The 18144-nt window shown below is 70.7% G+C and carries 15 protein-coding genes and 1 tRNA gene; 6 read left to right on the top strand and 10 right to left on the bottom strand.

Going from position 1 to position 18144, the window contains the following annotated elements; genetic code table 11:
• Positions 1–104: 104 nt before the first annotated feature.
• Positions 105–1493: a cystathionine beta-synthase gene (locus ACIG0D_RS10180; RefSeq protein WP_399798036.1), complete on the bottom strand. Its 1389-nt coding sequence runs from the start codon at positions 1491–1493 to the stop codon at positions 105–107.
• A 146-nt stretch (positions 1494–1639) separates the two neighbouring features.
• Between ACIG0D_RS10180 and ACIG0D_RS10175 the strand changes: the two genes are divergently transcribed.
• The 3 genes from ACIG0D_RS10175 to ACIG0D_RS10165 all read left to right on the top strand — a co-directional run bounded on the left by ACIG0D_RS10175 (position 1640) and on the right by ACIG0D_RS10165 (position 5145).
• The gene (locus tag ACIG0D_RS10175; protein ID WP_399798033.1) at positions 1640–2683 is read left to right on the top strand and encodes an SGNH/GDSL hydrolase family protein; all 1044 of its coding nucleotides are present in this window, start codon (positions 1640–1642) and stop codon (positions 2681–2683) included.
• A 191-nt stretch (positions 2684–2874) separates the two neighbouring features.
• Complete coding sequence (locus ACIG0D_RS10170; RefSeq protein WP_399798031.1) at positions 2875–4092, top strand: acetyl-CoA C-acetyltransferase; 1218 nt, start codon at positions 2875–2877, stop codon at positions 4090–4092.
• Positions 4093–4380: 288 nt separating this feature from the next.
• On the top strand, positions 4381–5145 hold the full coding sequence (locus ACIG0D_RS10165) for a hypothetical protein (protein WP_399798028.1): 765 nt from the start codon (positions 4381–4383) through the stop codon (positions 5143–5145).
• Between the two features lie 112 nt (positions 5146–5257).
• Here ACIG0D_RS10165 and ACIG0D_RS10160 read toward each other — a convergent pair whose 3' ends face one another.
• Positions 5258–5569, bottom strand: a complete 312-nt coding sequence (locus ACIG0D_RS10160; protein ID WP_399798025.1) for a hypothetical protein — start codon at positions 5567–5569, stop codon at positions 5258–5260.
• Between the two features lie 125 nt (positions 5570–5694).
• Between ACIG0D_RS10160 and ACIG0D_RS10155 the strand changes: the two genes are divergently transcribed.
• On the top strand, positions 5695–5919 hold the full coding sequence (locus ACIG0D_RS10155; RefSeq protein ID WP_365763462.1) for a DUF4287 domain-containing protein: 225 nt from the start codon (positions 5695–5697) through the stop codon (positions 5917–5919).
• Positions 5920–6001: 82 nt separating this feature from the next.
• Here the strand turns inward: ACIG0D_RS10155 and ACIG0D_RS10150 are convergent, their stop codons facing one another.
• A complete protein-coding gene (locus tag ACIG0D_RS10150; protein WP_365763464.1) occupies positions 6002–6922 on the bottom strand; it encodes a Bax inhibitor-1/YccA family protein in 921 nt (306 codons plus the stop codon).
• A gap of 297 nt (positions 6923–7219) precedes the next feature.
• Positions 7220–7302, bottom strand: a tRNA-Leu gene (locus ACIG0D_RS10145).
• A 423-nt stretch (positions 7303–7725) separates the two neighbouring features.
• Here ACIG0D_RS10145 and ACIG0D_RS10140 point away from each other — a divergent pair.
• Complete coding sequence (locus ACIG0D_RS10140; RefSeq protein WP_399798020.1) at positions 7726–8496, top strand: ABC transporter ATP-binding protein; 771 nt, start codon at positions 7726–7728, stop codon at positions 8494–8496.
• Positions 8497–8546: 50 nt separating this feature from the next.
• Positions 8547–11075: an ABC transporter permease gene (locus ACIG0D_RS10135; RefSeq protein WP_399798017.1), complete on the top strand. Its 2529-nt coding sequence runs from the start codon at positions 8547–8549 to the stop codon at positions 11073–11075.
• 81 nt (positions 11076–11156) lie between these two features.
• On the opposite strand, the gene ACIG0D_RS10130 is transcribed toward ACIG0D_RS10135, so the two are convergent.
• The 6 genes from ACIG0D_RS10130 to eno form a co-directional block, all read right to left on the bottom strand.
• Positions 11157–12461: a class I SAM-dependent methyltransferase gene (locus ACIG0D_RS10130; protein WP_399798014.1), complete on the bottom strand. Its 1305-nt coding sequence runs from the start codon at positions 12459–12461 to the stop codon at positions 11157–11159.
• A gap of 199 nt (positions 12462–12660) precedes the next feature.
• The gene (locus tag ACIG0D_RS10125; protein WP_399798011.1) at positions 12661–14052 is read right to left on the bottom strand and encodes an NAD(P)/FAD-dependent oxidoreductase; all 1392 of its coding nucleotides are present in this window, start codon (positions 14050–14052) and stop codon (positions 12661–12663) included.
• 545 nt (positions 14053–14597) lie between these two features.
• Positions 14598–15539, bottom strand: coding sequence for an exopolyphosphatase (locus tag ACIG0D_RS10120; protein WP_399798008.1), 942 nt, complete (start codon positions 15537–15539; stop codon positions 14598–14600).
• A complete protein-coding gene (locus ACIG0D_RS10115; RefSeq protein ID WP_399798006.1) occupies positions 15536–16126 on the bottom strand; it encodes a DUF501 domain-containing protein in 591 nt (196 codons plus the stop codon). The genes ACIG0D_RS10120 and ACIG0D_RS10115 overlap by 4 nt, the downstream gene beginning before the upstream one ends.
• A gap of 20 nt (positions 16127–16146) precedes the next feature.
• Positions 16147–16632 carry a septum formation initiator family protein gene (locus ACIG0D_RS10110; protein ID WP_399798003.1) on the bottom strand — a complete coding sequence of 162 codons (486 nt, stop codon included), beginning with the start codon at positions 16630–16632 and terminating at the stop codon, positions 16147–16149.
• 93 nt (positions 16633–16725) lie between these two features.
• A complete protein-coding gene (gene eno / locus ACIG0D_RS10105; RefSeq protein ID WP_399798001.1) occupies positions 16726–18006 on the bottom strand; it encodes a phosphopyruvate hydratase in 1281 nt (426 codons plus the stop codon).
• Positions 18007–18144 lie beyond the last annotated feature (138 nt).

The raw sequence follows: 18144 nt of genomic DNA, 5'->3' as shown, positions 1-18144 counted from the left end.
GACACCCTCGTACCACTTCCGCGCGGCCCAAACCCCCTCGAGTCACCGCGAGTTCGCCGCCGTCACCGGCGGTTCACCGCGGCTTCGCCGCGACGTCCCCTCGGCTACTTGGCGTTCTTGGCGAGGAAGGCGAGCAGGTCCTGGCGGCTGACCACACCGGTCGGCTTGCCCTCGACGAGCACTATCGCGGCGTCCGCCTGGCCGAGCACGTTCATCAGGTCGCCGACCGGCTCGCCGGAGCCGACCTGCGGCAGCGGGGCGGACATGTGCTTCTCCAGCGGGTCGTCGAGGGAGGCGCGCTTGGCGAACAGGGCGTCCAGCAGCTCGCGTTCGACGATGGAGCCGACGACCTCGGCGGCCATGACGTCCGGGTGGCCGGCGCCGGGCTTCACGACCGGCATCTGGGAGACGCCGTACTCCCGCAGGACCTCGATGGCCTGACCGACCGTCTCGTCCGGGTGCATGTGGACGAGGGACGGGATGGCGCCGTGCTCCTTGTCCTCCAGCACGTCGGCGACGCGGGCGCTGGGACCGGCGTCCTCGAGGAAGCCGTAGTCGGCCATCCACTCGTCGTTGAAGATCTTGCTGAGGTAGCCGCGACCGCTGTCGGGGAGCAGTACGACGACCACGTCGTCCTCGGTCAGCCGCTCGGCGACGCGCAGCGCGGCGACGACCGCCATGCCGCAGGAGCCGCCGACCAGCAGGCCCTCCTCCTTGGCGAGGCGGCGGGTCATCTGGAAGGAGTCCTTGTCGGACACGGCGACGATCTCGTCGGCGACGGTCCGGTCGTAGGCGGTCGGCCAGAAGTCCTCACCGACGCCCTCGACGAGGTACGGCCGCCCGGAGCCGCCGGAGTAGACGGACCCCTCGGGGTCGGCGCCGATGACCTTCACCCGGCCGTCGCTGGCCTCCTTGAGGTAGCGGCCGGTGCCGGAGATGGTGCCGCCGGTGCCGACGCCCGCCACGAAGTGGGTGATCTTCCCCTCCGTCTGCTCCCACAGCTCGGGGCCGGTCGAGTGGTAGTGGGAGAGCGGGTTGTTCGGGTTGGAGTACTGGTCCGGCTTCCAGGCGCCCGGCGTCTCGCGGACCAGGCGGTCGGAGACGTTGTAGTAGGAGTCCGGGTGCTCGGGGGCGACCGCGGTCGGGCACACGACCACCTCGGCGCCGTACGCGCGCAGCACGTTGATCTTGTCCGTGGACACCTTGTCCGGGCAGACGAAGATGCACTTGTAGCCCTTCTGCTGGGCCACGATCGCCAGGCCGACGCCGGTGTTGCCGCTGGTCGGCTCGACGATCGTGCCGCCGGGCTTCAGCTCCCCGCTCTGCTCGGCCGCCTCGATCATGCGCAGGGCGATGCGGTCCTTCACGGACCCGCCCGGGTTGAAGTACTCCACCTTGGCCAGGACGGTCGCCTTGATGCCCTTGGTCACGCTGTTGAGCCGCACCAGCGGGGTGTTGCCGACGAGGCTGATCATCGAGTCGTGGAACTGCACCGTTGTCTCCGGTTGCTGCAAAAAGAAGTGGTCGTGGTGCCGCCAGCCTAAGCCCCGGAACGGTCGTTCACTCACTGTTGCGATTGGCGGACGGCCGGTACGGGGCAAGGAGTGGATGTACGGCAACGAGGAGGTGGCGGCGACGCATGACCAGCATGTCGAGGGCGAGGGTGGCGCGGCGGATCGCGGCCGGCGCCGCGTACGGCGGCGGTGGCATCGGTCTGGTCGGCGCGGCGCTCGTCGGCCTGCTGCTGGCCGAGGCGCAGATGGCCAGACGCCAGGTGCAGGCGAACGGCTCCTCGCCGTACGTACCGAAGGCGGACGGCCTGTACGGCGGCGGCTACGGGACCCCGGGCGAGGAACCGCTGCGGCTGACCCTGCTGGGCGACTCCACCGCCGCCGGGCAGGGCGTGCACCGGGCCGGGCAGACGCCCGGCGCGCTGCTGGCCTCCGGGCTCGCGGCGGTCGCGGAGCGGCCGGTGGAGCTGCGCAACGTGGCGGTGCCGGGCGCGATGTCGGACGACCTCGACCGGCAGGTGGCGCTGGTCCTGGCCGGGCCGCAGCCCGTGCCCGACGTGTGCGTGATCATGGTCGGCGCCAACGACGTCACCAACCGGATGCCGCCCACCCGCTCGGTCCGCCACCTGGCGGGGGCGGTGCGACGGCTGCGTACGGCCGGTGCGGAAGTGGTCGTCGGCACCTGCCCGGATCTCGGCACCATCGAGCCGGTGCAGCAGCCGCTGCGCTGGCTGGCCCGCCGGGTCTCGCGCCAGCTGGCCGCCGCGCAGACCATCGGCGTGGTGGAGCAGGGCGGCCGTACGGTGTCGCTGGGCGATCTGCTGGGCCCCGAGTTCGCCGCGAACCCCCGTGAGCTGTTCGGCCCCGACAGCTACCACCCCTCGGCCGACGGGTACGCCACCGCCGCGATGGCGGTCCTGCCCACCGTCTGCGCCGCCCTGGGCCTCTGGCCGGCCGAGGAGGAGCGTCCGGACCTGTCCCGCCGCGAGGGCTTCCTGCCGGTCGCCCGCGCCGCCGCCGAGGCCGCCTCGGAGGCCGGTACGGAGGTCACCGCCGCGATGCCGACGGGTCCGCGCGGCCCGTGGGCGCTGCTGAAGCGGCGGCGCAGGCGGCAGGTGGCGGAGGAGCACCTGGACGAGCACGCGGACTCGGGGAGGCAGGCGGGCGGCTAGAAGCCGAACGGACGGGCACCCGGAGTCCGACAGCCCGGGCCCCGGAGTCCGGCAGCCGGGCCCCCGGGAACCAAGCAAGCGCTTAGAAAGTTGCGGTCCATGTCACACCGCGTACGTCGTGACCGCGCGCATACGTACGGGTAACTTCCCAACCAGCCCTGCCATCCATCCCGTACGCCACTGGAGCCGTGATGCCCGAAGCCGTGATCGTCTCTGCCGCCCGCTCCCCCATCGGCCGCGCCTTCAAGGGCTCCCTCAAGGACCTGCGCCCCGACGACCTCACCGCCACGATCATCCAGGCGGCGCTCGCGAAGGTCCCCGAGCTGGACCCGAAGGACATCGACGACCTGATGCTCGGCTGCGGTCTGCCCGGTGGCGAGCAGGGCCACAACCTCGGCCGGGTCGTCGCCGTACAGATGGGCATGGACCACCTGCCGGGCTGCACCATCACCCGCTACTGCTCCTCCTCGCTCCAGACCTCCCGGATGGCGCTGCACGCCATCAAGGCCGGCGAGGGCGACGTCTTCATCTCCGCGGGCGTCGAGATGGTCTCCCGCTCCCAGTTCGGCACCTCCGACCAGCCCGACACCCACAACCCGCTCTTCGCCGAGGCCGAGGCCCGCACCGCCTCCGTCGCCCAGTCGGAGGGCGCGACCTGGCACGACCCGCGCGAGGACGGCGTCCTGCCCGACCCGTACATCGCCATGGGCCAGACCGCCGAGAACCTGGCCCGCTTCTGGGGCGTCAGCCGCCAGGAGATGGACGAGTTCGGCGTCCGCTCGCAGAACCTCGCCGAGGAGGCCATCAAGAACGGCTTCTGGGAGCGCGAGATCACCCCGGTCACGCTGCCCGACGGCACGGTCGTCTCGAAGGACGACGGCCCGCGCGCCGGCGTCACCCTGGAGGCCGTCTCCGGCCTCAAGCCGGTCTTCCGCCCCGACGGCCTGGTCACCGCCGGCAACTGCTGCCCGCTCAACGACGGCGCCGCCGCCCTGGTCATCATGTCCGACACCAAGGCCCGCGAGCTCGGCCTGACCCCGCTGGCCCGGATCGTCTCCACCGGCGTCTCCGGCCTCTCCCCCGAGATCATGGGCTACGGCCCGGTGGAGGCGTCCAAGCAGGCGCTCCAGCGCGCGGGCCTGACGATCGACGACATCGACCTGGTGGAGATCAACGAGGCCTTCGCCGCCCAGGTGATCCCCTCCTACCGCGACCTGAACATCCCGCTGGAGAAGCTGAACGTCAACGGCGGCGCCATCGCCGTCGGCCACCCCTTCGGCATGACCGGCGCCCGCATCACCGGCACGCTCATCAACTCCCTCCAGTGGCACGACAAGCAGTTCGGCCTGGAGACCATGTGCGTCGGCGGCGGCCAGGGCATGGCGATGGTCATCGAGCGCCTGAGCTGAACCGCGGCCCGAGCGGCGCCCCTGGGTGACCGCCATACCACCCACCGTCACCTGACGGCCCGGAACCCGGAAACCTCCTGGGTTCTGGGCCGTTTTGTGATCCAATCTCCCCCAGGATGTGACCTATCTCCCTCGGCACAGGGAACTCCGCAGGTCAGAGCAGCACCACCGGACACCCCCACCCCAAGAACCTGTCCGTTTCGTGACGTTACGCACTGACAGCTGGTTAGTTCACCCCTCAAGCTGATGTAGGAAGTCGGGGGTCGACTTTGAACCGGGAGTACGTCAGTGAGCGCCATGCCGATCGCCCTGCTGGTCACCACGGCCGCCACCGGCGCCGTGGGCGTCGCCGTCCTGCGCACCCTTCTGCAGCTGCGCCGCCAGGTCGCGGCCCTGCACACCGAGCTGGCCGCGGCCCGCGGGGCCCGCGCCCACGTGCCCGCCGCGCGCACCACCGCCGACACGGACGAGATACGCGCGGCCGTGGCCGAGGCGCTGGCCGAGGAGCGCGAGCGCGAACTGGCCGAGGCCCGCGCCTTCTGGGCCGCTCAGGAGGCCCGGGACATCTCCGACGCCCCGTCGCTGCTCTCCCTCGCCGACAGCGACCTCTTCCTGCCGCGCCAGGCCGACTTCGTGGGTCTGGAGCCGGTCGCCGAGCCCGACGAGTTCCCCGGCGACTCGCCCGAACTGGCCGCCGCCCGGCGCCGCCACCCCTCCCACCCGGACTTCGTCCCGGTCGCGTCACCGGTCGTGAACGACCACGAACGCACCGTCGCGACCCTGGAGGAACTGGCCGCCGCCCGCACCGAACTCACCGACGTCCGCCCGGGCCCGCTCGGCACCCTCGACGTCTACGTCTTCGCCGACGGCACCACCCTGTGCATGACCCCGGGGCACCGCGAGACCGCCGAACGCCTCGCCGCCGCCCTCCAGGCCGGCGAGACCCCGGTCCTCCTCGGCGGCTCCGGCATCTCCGGCGCGTACGCCCTCACCTTCGAGTGCGGCGACGAGAACGTCTACATCCTGGCGGACAGGGTCATAGCGAGCCTGTGAGGGCTCTCCCGAAGAGCCCCGGGCTCGTCTCGGCGAACGGCGCCGGTGCCCCCCTCAGGGGCGCGGGGAACTGCGCGAACACCCCCCACTCACCCGCACCCGCCGACGAACCTCAGACCCCCGCCTTCTTCTGCGCCTCCTCCACCAACCGCACCGCCTCGGCGACCTCGGCGTCGCTCCGCAACACGACCGCGAGATCATGCGCGGCCACACTCACCTGATCCGCCGCCGCGAACATCCCCGCGTCCGGCATGACCCGGGGCTCCACCCCGGGAGTCTCCAGCTCCTGCGCCCACCGGGCCAGCTCCCTGGCCAGCTCCAGAGCCGCCCCGGCCGCGCTCCGCTGCAACCGGCTCTGCGGCGCGGCCCTCAGACGATCGGCAAAGTGATCCACCGCACGGGTCAAAGGCGTCGTATCAACCACGCCGAGACCCTACGCCCCGCACGGGGACCGTTTCCAACAGCCACCCGCACTGTTGCCAACGGGCGAACGCTCAGGCACGGTGACCTGAAGGACCGGCTTACATCCCCTTGCGTATGGAGGCGCCGATGTCCCAAGTCTTCTCCGAGGAGACCCACCGCAATCTGCTCGCCCGCATCCCCCATTGCACCGGTCGTGAAGTGACCGACTGGCTGCGCACCGTAGAAGAAGGCCCCGCGCTCCGCTTCGAGGAGAAGGTCAGCTGGCTGCGCCACGAATACGACCTCGCGTACGGCCACGCCAAAGCGCTGATCCACGAGTACGACCTGAGGAGGGCCGCGCGCCGGTTCTGAAGGCCGGGCGCGCGCACGACGAAGGGCCCCGGGGGCAGCCCCGGGGCCCTTCGTCATGTCACCGCCTGCCGGCTACGGCAGATCAGTCGTCGCCCGAGAAGATGGCGACCAGCCGCAGCATCTCGATGTAGATCCAGACCAGGGTCATGGTCAGACCGAACGCGGCCAGCCAGGACTCCTCGCGCGGCGCGCCGTAGGCGATGCCGTCCTCGATCTGCTTGAAGTCGAGGGTCAGGAAGAACGCGCCGAGCACGATCGCGATGATGCCGACGATCGCACCGAGCGGGCCCATGCTGCGCAGTCCGCCGTCCTCGGCGACACCGAAGACGACCAGCAGCAGGTTGACCGCCATGACCAGGATGAACGCCATGGCGATCGCCAGGCCGATCCGGGCGTAGCGCGCGGTCACGCGGATCCAGCCGGCCTTGTAGATCAGCAGCGTGGCGCCGGAGACCGCCATGGTGCCGAGCACCGCCTGGAAGGGCGCGCCGGACCACTGGGTGTTGAACATCTCGCTGATCACGCCGAGGAAGACGCCCTCGAAGGCGGCGTACGACAGGATCAGCGCGGGGGACGCCTTGCGCTTGAACGACTGGACCATCGCCAGGACGAAGGCGATCAGCGCGGCGCCGATGGCGAGCCCGTAGCTGGTCGACGAGACCGGCAGGAGGGCCCAGGCCAGGACGGCGCCGACGGCGACGGTGCCGAGCGTCATGGCCGAGCGCATGACGACGTCGTCCATCGTCATCCGGTTGCCGGTGGCGACCGGGGCCTGCGGCGGGGCGCCGTGCTGCACGTCCTGGGCGTACGGGTTCTGGGCGTAAGGGTTCTGCGCGTACGGGTTGCCGCCGGCGCCGGGCTGCGCGTAGGGGTTGCCCGTGGCGTACGGGTTGCCCTGCGTGCCTACCGCTGCGCCCCCGGCCTGCGGCGCGGTGTTGAAGCCCGCGTAGCCGTTGTCGCGGCTGAACCCCCGTCGCGAGAAGACCGGGTTGCTGCTCCTCATTTCACTCCTCCATGGCCACCCTGCGTAGCCTTGGCTCAAGAGTAATAGACAGGCAAAGGAATGACCCTAGTGCTTGGGGAGGATCTTTCCCTCCACTTGCTGCGCAACACGCTACGCGGCCGGGTGATTCCCGGCATGTGAGGGACCGAACCGTGGCCCCACGGTGACGATCTCGTCACCCTGGGGGCGGTGAGCGCCGCCCGGGGGGGCGGTGTGATGACGACTCGGGGAAGACTTCGGTGCATGGTGCACACGAGACTTCGGTGCATGGTGCACACGATCCGAGGGCGTCGGAGGTGCCCGGAACCGGACTCGAACCGGTACGCCCGCGAGGGGCAGCGAGGTTTAAGCTCGCCGTGTCTGCATTCCACCATCCGGGCAGGCCATGGGCTCCGCGTCGAGGTTCCGAGCCTAACGGGACGCGTCCCCCGAACAGCGGAACGACGGCCCGATGTTGTCTTATTTTATTGACGTCTGAGGGTGCATCAGCACTCGGAACGCGCCATCCGCACTTGCCAATAGCCTTGCGTGTGACGCCCGCCCGCGTATGCGGAATGACGGAATTTCACCGCCCGAACAAGGGCACTCCACCTGTTCTCGACACGATCACCCGCTCGGGCACGCCCCCTCCGCCCCCCCCGGCGGTCTCTCAGGGTCCCCGTCATCCCCAGGTATGACGCGGGCCCCTCCCGGTCCGACCGGAGTCGCCCCCCGGAACCGGAACAGCGGCTGACTACACGGCGCCGTACGGCCGCAACGATGGACGGGTACCTCGATCCCCGTCCCGACAGGAGCCCTTTGCCGTGACCACGACTCCCCTCGCCGACCGGACCACCGCGGTGGCCGCCCGCGCCACGGAGCTGTCGAAGATCTACGGGCAGGGCGAGACCCGGGTGGTCGCCCTCGACCGGGTCTCCGTCGAGTTCCGGCAGGCCGAGTTCACCGCGATCATGGGTCCCTCCGGGTCCGGCAAGTCCACGCTGATGCACTGCGTGGCCGGCCTCGACACCTTCTCCTCCGGTTCGGTGCGCATCGGTGAGACGGAGCTGGGCTCGCTGAAGGACAAGCAGCTCACCAGGCTCCGCCGGGACAAGATCGGCTTCATCTTCCAGGCGTTCAACCTGCTGCCCACGCTGACCGCGCTGGAGAACATCACCCTTCCGATGGACATCGCGGGCCGCAAGCCGGACAAGGAGTGGCTGGACACGGTGATCCGGATGGTCGGCCTGTCCGACCGGCTCGGGCACCGCCCTTCCCAGCTCTCCGGCGGCCAGCAGCAGCGCGTCGCGGTCGCCCGGGCGCTCGCCTCCAGGCCGGACATCATCTTCGGTGACGAGCCGACCGGGAACCTCGACTCCCGCTCCGGCGCCGAGGTGCTGGGCTTCCTGCGCAACTCGGTGCGCGAGCTGGGGCAGACGGTGGTGATGGTGACCCACGACCCGGTGGCGGCGGCGTACGCGGACCGCGTGGTGTTCCTCGCGGACGGCCGGATCGTGGACGAGGTGTACGGGCCGACGGCGGAGTCGGTGCTGGACCGGATGAAGCGGTTCGACGGCAAGGGCCGCACCAGCTGACGCACCGACGCCGTTCCCCGCCCTCCCCCACCCTGGACTGAGAAGAAACGATGTTCCGTACCGCCTTGCGCAATGTGCTCGCGCACAAGGCCCGGCTCCTGATGACCGTGCTCGCCGTGATGCTCGGCGTGGCCTTCGTGTCGGGGACCCTGGTCTTCACCAACACCATCTCGGACGCCTACCAGAAGAGCTCCGCCAAGGGGTTCGACCAGGTCGACGTCGCCGTGGACCCCGAGTACCAGGAGGACGACGGCGACACCCTCGGCAAGACCCCGGAGCTGACCCAGGCGCTGCTCGACAGGAGCGCGCGGGTGCCGGGGGCCGAGTCGGCCATCGGCGTCGTCACCGGCTTCACCGCCCTCGCCGACAAGGACGGCAAGCTGGTCGGCACCGGCTTCCAGTCGCAGGGCGGCAACTACTGGGGCACCGACGACCCGCGCTACCCGCTCGTCGAGGGCCACGCCCCCAAGGGCCGCGGCGAGGTCGTCATCGACGCGAAGACCGCCGAGCGCACCGGCTACCGGGTCGGTGACACCCTGCGCCTGTCGGTCGACGGCCCGGTCCTCACACCGAGGATCGCCGGCGTCTTCACCACCGACGACGGCAACGTCGCCGCCGGCGGCAGCCTCGCCCTGTTCGACACGGCGACCGCGCAGCGGCTGTTCGGCAAGACGGGCACGTACGACCAGATCGCCGTCAAGGCGAAGCCGGGCGTCACCCAGAGCGCGCTCAAGGCGCAGCTGGACAAGGCGCTGTCCGCCGGTCTCGTGGAGACCACCACCGGAAAGCAGCTCGCCGACGACCAGGCGGAGATGATCGCCTCCTCGATGAGCGGGCTGAAGCAGGGCCTGCTGGTGTTCGCCGGGATCGCGCTCTTCGTCGGCACCTTCATCATCGCCAACACCTTCACCATGCTGGTCGCCCAGCGCACCAAGGAGCTGGCGCTGCTGCGCGCGGTCGGCGCCTCCCGCCGCCAGGTCACCCGCTCGGTGCTGATCGAGGCGTTCGTGGTGGGTGTGGTCGCCGCGGTGACCGGACTGGTCGCGGGCATCGGCATAGGCGCGGGTCTGCGCTCCCTGATGGGCTCGCTCGGCGAGACCGTGCCGGACGGGCCGCTGGTCGTCACCCCGGGCACGATCGCCGCCGCGCTCGCGGTCGGTGTCCTCGTCACCATGCTGGCCGCCTGGCTGCCGGGGCGCCGCGCGGCGAAGATCCCGCCGGTGGCCGCGATGAGCAGCGTGCACGCCCAGGCGACGGTGAAGTCGCTGGTACTGCGCAACACGATCGGCGCGCTGTTCGCCGGGGCGGGTGTCGCGGTCGTCCTCGCGGCGACCTCCATGGGCGGCTCGGACGGCCAGGCGCCGATGGGTCTGGGCGCCTGCCTGCTGATCATCGGGGTGTTCGTGCTGACGCCGCTGCTGTCCCGGCCGCTGATCGCGGCGGCTGCGCCGGTGCTGCGGGTCTTCGGGGTGTCGGGCAAGCTGGCCCGCCAGAACTCGGTGCGCAACCCGCGCCGTACGGCCGCCACCGCCTCGGCACTGATGATCGGGCTGACCCTGATCACCGGGATGACGGTGATGGCGGGCAGCCTGCAGAAGGCGATCGACAAGATGGCCTCGGACGCGATCCGCGCGGACTACGTCGTCTCGATGGCGAACCGGACCCCGCTCTCCCCGGACGTCGACGAGAAGCTGCGCGCGACCGAGGGCGTCACCGCGACCAGCCCGCTGCGCAACGCGCCCGCGCGCATCGACGGGGAGACCGAGTTCCTGACCGGTGTCACCGGCGCCACCATCGGCGACCTGACGGAGCTGCCGGTCGCGGACGGCAGGTTCGAGGTCGGCGGCGACCGGGTGGTCGTGGACGAGGACACCGCGAAGGCGCACGGCTGGAAGGCCGGATCGGTGTTCAGCGCGTCGTTCGAGGACGGCGAGAAGGAGCGGCTGACCGTCGCGGGCGTCTACCGGCCCAACGAGATGATGCGCGGCATCATGCTCGACCTGCCCACGCTCGCCCCGCACCAGAGCGACCCGGCCGACATGCAGGTCATGGTGCAGACCGCCGACGGCGCCTCGCCCGCGACGAAGGACCGGCTGGAGAAGGCCCTCGGCTCCAACCCGGCCGTCCGGGTCCAGGACAAGCAGGACATCTCCAACGAGATCGCGCAGATGTTCACGATGATGCTGAACATGCTCTACGGCCTGCTGGCCATGGCGGTGATCGTGGCCGTCCTCGGGGTCATCAACACCCTGGCGATGTCGGTGTTCGAACGCTCGCAGGAGATCGGCATGCTCCGCGCGATCGGCCTGGACCGCACCGGCATCAAGCGGATGGTCCGCCTGGAGTCCCTGGTCATCTCGCTGTTCGGCGGGGTCCTCGGCATCGGCCTCGGGGTGTTCTTCGGCTGGGCGGCCGGAGAGCTGATGGCGGACAGCCTGGCGACGTACGAACTGGTCCTGCCGTGGGCCCGTATCGCGGTGTTCCTGCTGCTGGCGGCCACGGTCGGCATCCTGGCGGCGCTGTGGCCGGCGCGCCGGGCGGCCCGGCTGAACATGCTGGCGGCGATCAAGTCGGAGTAGCCGCCACGACGGCCCGAGGGCCCCGCTCCTCCCGCTTCTCCCGGGGGGGGGGGGGGGGGGAGCGGGGCCCTGGCGTTGCCGCTAGACGTTCCAGGTACGGGACCGCAGGGGCATCCCGGACTTCCCGGAATCGGGTGTGCGCACGGCGAGGACCTGGTTGACGCCGATGCGGTTGTGCTCGAAGGACAGCGCGGAGGCGGCCATGTACAGCCGCCAGACCCGGGCCCGGCCGGGGCTGGTCAGCCGTACGGCCCGCTCCCAGCCGGCCTCGAGGTTGGTGACCCAGCGGCGCAGGGTGAGGGCGTAGTGCTCGCGGATCGACTCCACGTCGCGCACCTCGAACCCGGCCCGCTCCAGCTGGGCGACGGTGGTGCCGATGGGCGCCAGCTCGCCGTCGGGGAAGACGTAGGCGTCGATGAACTCGTCGACGTCGTACTCGGATTCGTCGCGCTGCGGGCGGCGCGCGATCTGATGGTTGAGCAGCCGCCCGCCGGGCTTCAGCAGGCCGTACAGATTCCGGGCGTACTCCAGGTACTTCTCGGAGCCCACGTGCTCGGCCATGCCGATGGAGGAGATCGCGTCGTACGGCCCGTCGGTGACGTCGCGGTAGTCCTGCACCCGGATCTCCACCCGGTCGGTCAGCCCCTCGTCGGCGACCCGCTTGCGGGCGTAGGCCGCCTGTTCCTGCGAGAGGGTGATGCCGACGACGCTCACCCCGTGCTCGCGGGCGGCGTGGATGGCCATGGAGCCCCAGCCGCAGCCGACGTCGAGGAGTCTCTGCCCGGGCCGCAGGCCGAGCTTGCGCGAGACGAGTTCCAGCTTGTCGCGCTGGGCGTCCTCCAGGGTGCCGCCCTGTTCCTCGGGCCTCTCCCAGTAGGCGCACGAGTAGACCATGGACGGGCCGAGCACCAGCTCGTAGAAGTCGTTGCCCACGTCGTAGTGGTGGCTGATGGCCCGCCTGTCGGTGCGCCGGGTGTGGAGATGGCCGCGGCGCCGGCGGACCTCCTCTCCCGGCGGGGCGGGCGGCAGCCCGGGCCCCGCCATCCGCACCAGCCCCCGCACGGCGGCCCGCACCTCGGGGTCCCGCAGGGCCTCCGCGAGGGTCCGCGCGTCCTCCCCCCGCTCCCAGACCAGTCCCGCCATCAGGTCGAGCGTCGCGTACAGATCCCCCTCGACCTCCAGCTCCCCCGCGACCCAGGCCCGCGCCAGCCCCAGCTCCCCGGGCTTCCACAACAGCCTGCGCAGCGCCCGCCGGTGACGCACCACCAGCACCGGCGCCCCCGGCGGCCCGGCCTGCGAGCCGTCCCAGGCCCGGATCCCGACCGGGAGCGGCGCTCCCAGCACCTGCTCGAGCAGCTCCTTCAGCCGCGGCGCGGCGTCCGCCATGGTGCACACCTCCGTGACAGCGATCCCAGGAAGTCCGACACCACGTAAACACCTGCGAGGTCGCAGCGCAGTCCCCCACGCGCGTTACGGCTGGGCAAAACCCTGGTGGGGCAGAGCCGGTTACCGGAAACGCCGAAGGGGCCGCCCGCACCACGGATGGCAGGCGGCCCCTTCGGGGTGTTTCAGAGGTGACCGGAGGTCAGGAGGCCTTGGCCTTCTCCTCGGTCTTCTCGGTCCTCGCGGCGGCCGGGGCCGGCGCCGGCTTGGCGGCCTCGTAGAACTCCTCGCGCGGGGACTCCAGGGCGCCGAGTGCGACGACCTCACGCTTGAGGAACATGCCGAGCGTCCAGTCCGCGAAGACGCGGATCTTGCGGTTCCAGGTCGGCATGGCCAGACCGTGGTAGCCACGGTGCATGTACCAGGCGAGACGTCCCTTGAGCTTGATCTTCATCTTGCCCATGACGATCATCGCGACGCCCTTGTGCAGGCCGAGGCCCGCGACCGCGCCCTTGTTGGCGTGGCTGTACTCCTTCTGCGGGAAGCCCCGCATGCCGGAGACCACGTTGTCGCCGAGGACCTTGGCCTGGCGCAGCGCGTGCTGGGCGTTCGGCGGGCACCAGGCGTTCTCGTTGCCCGCCTTGCGGCCGACGAGGTCCGGGACCTGGGCGTTGTCGCCCGCGGCCCAGATGTAGTCGGTGCCCTTGACCTGGAGGGTGGGCTCGCAGTCGACGTGACCGCGGGGGCCGAGCGGCAGGCCGAAGCGGGCCAGGGCCGGGTTCGGCTTGACGCCGGCGGTCCAGACGATGGTGTTGGCGTCGACCTCGAGGCCGTTCTTCAGCACCACGTGGCCGTCGACGCAGGAGTCCATCGACGTGGAGAGGTAGACCTCGACGCCGCGGCTCTCCAGGTGCTCCTTGCCGTAGGCGCCCAGCTTCGGGCCGACCTCGGGGAGGATCTTGTCGGCGGCGTCGACGAGGATGAAGCGCATGTCCTCGCGGGACACGTTCTTGTAGTACTTGGCCGCGTCGCGGGCCATGTCCTCGACCTCGCCGATCGTCTCGGCGCCGGCGAAGCCACCGCCGATGAAGACGAAGGTGAGCGCCTTGCGGCGGATCTCCTCGTCGGTGGTGGAGTCGGCCTTGTCCAGCTGCTCCAGCACGTGGTTGCGCAGGCCGATGGCCTCCTCGATGCCCTTCATGCCGATGCCCTGCTCGGCGAGGCCGGGGATCGGGAAGGTGCGGGAGACGGCGCCGAGCGCGATCACCAGGTAGTCGAAGGGCAGCTCGTACGCCTCGCCGACCAGCGGGGCGATCGTGGCGACCTTGCGGTCCTGGTCGATGGTGGTGACCCGGCCGGTGAGGACCTCCGCCTTGGGGAGCACGCGTCGCAGCGGGACGACGACGTGACGCGGGGAGATGTTGCCGGCGGCGGTTTCGGGGAGGAAGGGCTGGTAGGTCATGTACGACCGGGGGTCGACGACCGTGACGGTCGCCTCGCCGTAGCGCATCTTCTTCAGAATGCGCCGAGCTGCGTACAGGCCTACGTACCCACCGCCTACTACGAGGATCCTGGGACGCTCCGTGGTGCTCATGCCATCGAGTATCCACCCGGTCGGAGGGGGTGGCTCGTGCGCCCCTTCACAAGCTTCCACAGGCCCTGTGCTACACTCCCCGGCTCGCGTGACTTAGATCATGTCTAAGTGCGGGAACCGTGACCCCGCCCACACCGTTGTCAATGCCGCGTGAGCTGCCTCTCTGGGTCGCGGAGCCCCTCGTGAGCCGTCGGAAACAGTCCGCGGACCGCGTGATTCGAAGGCGCCCCACCCCCTGTTCTGAACATGTTCAAAGGCCAGTCGACCCCCCGAACGGGGCAACCGAAGGCGTTCGACGGCCCTCAGGGACCAAATTCCTTGTGAAGAACTTCACGAACTTTCCCGACGCGGCGTCACCGCGGGGTCCCGAAGGCCGCTCAAACGTGGTCACCGACTGCTCACCAGAGGCCTCTGACCAGGGGGTCGGTGCCGTCGGCGGGGTCGCCGACGGCACCCTTCCCGGCGGGCCGGACCACCGCCCGAAGCGCGGGTCGTCGGGGTCGTCGGCCCGGTAGGTGGACTTCCCGCGCGTCAGTGCACTGCCGTCACGCGACGGACCAGGCGATGCCGTCCAGGATGTCGTGCTCGCTCACCACGACCTCCTCCGCGCCGATCCGCTCCATGATCGCCAGCAGGACGAGGGCGCCGGCGGCGATCACGTCGACCCGGCCGGGGTGCATGGACGGTACGGCGGCGCGCTCGGCGTGGGTGGAGTGCAGCAGCCAGTCGGTGATCTCGCGGACCTTGTCGTGGGAGATCCGGGAGTGGTGGATGGCCGCCGAGTCGTACTCCGGCAGTTCCTGGGCGATCGCCGAGACCGTCGTGACCGATCCGGCCAGGCCCACCAGCGTGCGCGCCTCGCGCAGCGGCACCGTCCGTTCGGCCAGGTCGAGGGCGGCCTCGATGTCGGCGCGCATGGCCGCGACCTGCTCCTCGGTGGGCGGGTCGGTGACCGCGCCGTCCGTCACCAGGTGCCGCTCGGTCATCCGGACGCAGCCGACGTCCACGGAGCGGGCGGCGCGCACATGCTCCTCGCCGACGACCAACTCGGTGGAGCCGCCGCCGATGTCGACCACCAGGAAGGGCCGCTCCAGGTGGTCGTGGCCGGTCAGCTCCTTGGTGGCGCCGGTGAAGGAGAACTCGGCCTCCTGGTCACCGCTGATGACCTCCGGCTCGACCCCGAGGATGTCCACGACGCCGCGCACGAACTCGTCCCGGTTCTCGGCGTCCCGGGAGGCGGAGGTGGCCACGAACCGCAGCCGCTCGGCGCCGTACTCCTTGATGACGGCGGCGTACTCGCGGCAGGCCGCGAAGGTCCGCTCCAGCGCCTCGGGGGCCAGCCGCCCGGTGCGGTCGACGCCCTGGCCGAGCCGCACGATCGTCATACGGCGGTCCAGTTCCGCCAGTTCGCCGGTCTCCGGGTCGCAGTCGGCGACCAGGAGGCGGATGGAGTTCGTACCGCAGTCGATGGCGGCCACCCGGGTCACTGTCCGGCCTCCTCACCGGTGAGGGTCACGCAGGAGCCCTTGCGCCACCACTCGGGCAGCATGGCCAGGGCCTCGTCGCCGAGCGGGTTCACGCCGGGTCCGGCGGCCAGCGAGTGGGCCACCAGGACGTGCAGGCACTTGACCCGGTCCGGCATGCCGCCGGCGCTGGGGAAGCCCTTCAGCTCCTCGATCTCGTCGCGGCGGCGGATGTAGTCCTCGTGCGCGGCGCGGTAGGCGGCGGCCAGCTCGGGGTCGCTCTCCAGCCGGGCCGTCATCTCCTTCATGACGCCGTTCGCCTCGAGCGTGCCGATGGCCGAGTTGGCCTTGGGGCACGTCAGGTAGTACAGCGTCGGGAAGGGCGTGCCGTCGGGCAGCCGCGGGGCCGTCTCCACGACGTCCGGCTGCCCGCAGGGGCAGCGGTGCGCGATCGCGCGCAGCCCGCGGGGCGGCCGGCCGAGCTGCTGCTTGAAGGCCTCGACGTCCGCGTCGGTGGGCTCGGTGCGCGGGGTGGGCGGCAGATCAAACAGCGTCAGCGCGGAGCGCTGCCCTTCAGGGGGGGTGGTCGGGCGGCGGGCGGGAGTTTCCATGCCTGTCTTTCTTCGTCCGTTCAACGGTCCGGGACATCGGCGGCGTCGGCCTTGTCGACGCCGTCCCAGACGTTCGAGTACCAGGGGCGGTCGGCCCCGCCCGTGTCGGTGCGGGACTGCTTGGCCGCGTCCGGGTCGATCACCACGTACCCGGTCTCGCCGGGCATCACATAGTGCAGCCGTTTGCGGATCTGCTGCTCGGCGTACGCGTCGTCCTGCCACCGCGCCTTCTGGTCGCGCAGCCGTTCGACGCGCTCCCGCGCCTGCCGCTGCTCCCGCTCCAGGTCGGCGATCTCGGCGCGCTGGGCGACGTACTGCCTTATCGGGTAGGCGAGCGCCACCACCAGGGAGCAGACCACCAGCGCGAGCAGCGCGGCCCGGCCGGTGAGCCGGGAGCGGCGGGCCTGCCGTTTGGTCTGCGAGCGGTAGACACGGGCGGCGGTCTGCTCGCCGAGCAGTCTGATCCTGGTCGCGGTGGAGAACCGGTCCCGGTCCTTCACGGCCATCGTCCCGCCTCCCGTTCACGCGCGTACGTCCCCGCACACGGTACGGGACCGAGTACGGGGACGTACGTACGACGCTTCCTACGCGAGCGCTGCTCAGCCCTTGAAGCGGGGGAACGCGCTGCGGCCGGCGTACACCGCGGCGTCGTCGAGGATCTCCTCGATGCGCAGCAGCTGGTTGTACTTGGCGACGCGCTCGGAGCGGGCCGGGGCGCCGGTCTTGATCTGGCCGCAGTTGGTGGCGACGGCGAGGTCGGCGATGGTGACGTCCTCGGTCTCGCCGGAGCGGTGGGACATCATGCACTTGTAGCCGTTGCGCTGGGCCAGCTCGACGGCGTCCAGGGTCTCGGTGAGCGAGCCGATCTGGTTCACCTTCACCAGCAGGGCGTTGGCGGCGCCCTCCTCGATGCCCTTGGCCAGGCGCTCCGGGTTGGTGACGAACAGGTCGTCGCCGACGAGCTGGACCTTGTCACCGAGCTGGGCGGTAATGGTCTTCCAGCCCTCCCAGTCGTCCTCGAACAGCGGGTCCTCGATGGAGACCAGCGGGTAGGCGTCGACCAGCTCGGCGTAGTACTCGGTCATCTCGGCGGCCGAGCGGTTCTTGCCCTCGAAGACGTAGGAGCCGTCCTTGTAGAACTCGGACGCGGCCACGTCGAGGGCGAGGGCGATCTGCTCGCCGGGGGTGTAGCCGGCCTCCTTGATGGCCTCGAGGATGAGGTCCAGGGCCTCGCGGTTGGAGCCGAGGTTCGGGGCGAAGCCGCCCTCGTCGCCGAGGCCGGTGGACAGGCCGCGGTTCTTCAGCACCTTCTTGAGGGTGTGGTAGACCTCGGCGCCCCAGCGCAGGGCCTCGGAGAAGGACTCCGCACCGATCGGGGCGATCATGAACTCCTGGATGTCCACGTTGGAGTCGGCGTGCGAGCCGCCGTTCAGGATGTTCATCATCGGCACCGGGAGCAGGTGCGCGTTGGGGCCGCCCAGGTAGCGGAAGAGCGGCAGGTCGCTGGCCTCGGAGGCGGCGTGCGCGACGGCGAGCGAGACGCCGAGGATGGCGTTGGCGCCGAGCGAGCCCTTGTTGTCGGTGGCGTCCAGGTCGAACATGGCCTGGTCGATCAGGCGCTGCTCGGTGGCGTCGTACCCGACCAGCTCCGGGCCGATCTGCTCGATGACGGCCAGGACGGCCTTCTCGACACCCTTGCCGAGGTAGCGGTTCGAGTCGCCGTCGCGCAGCTCGATGGCCTCGAAGGCGCCCGTGGAGGCGCCGGACGGGACGGCGGCACGACCCGTGCTGCCGTCGTCGAGGCCGACCTCGACCTCGACCGTGGGGTTGCCTCGGGAGTCCAGGATTTCCCGGGCTACGACGACGTCGATGGACGGCACGAGCATCTCCTTCGTGGATGTGACGCGGTTGGCAGAACCGCGGGTGTGGCTCTGCGAGACGAGCCTAACCGGCTCCGGGGGATCGGCCAGCCGACCGCCCACCCCGTGGACGGAACCGAGAGTAAATTGTTTCCGAAC

Origin of the sequence: Streptomyces sp. NPDC052773 (assembly GCF_044547145.1) — a bacterium.
In the GTDB taxonomy this organism is placed as follows: domain Bacteria; phylum Actinomycetota; class Actinomycetes; order Streptomycetales; family Streptomycetaceae; genus Streptomyces.
This window is presented reverse-complemented; position numbering and strand designations above follow the sequence as displayed.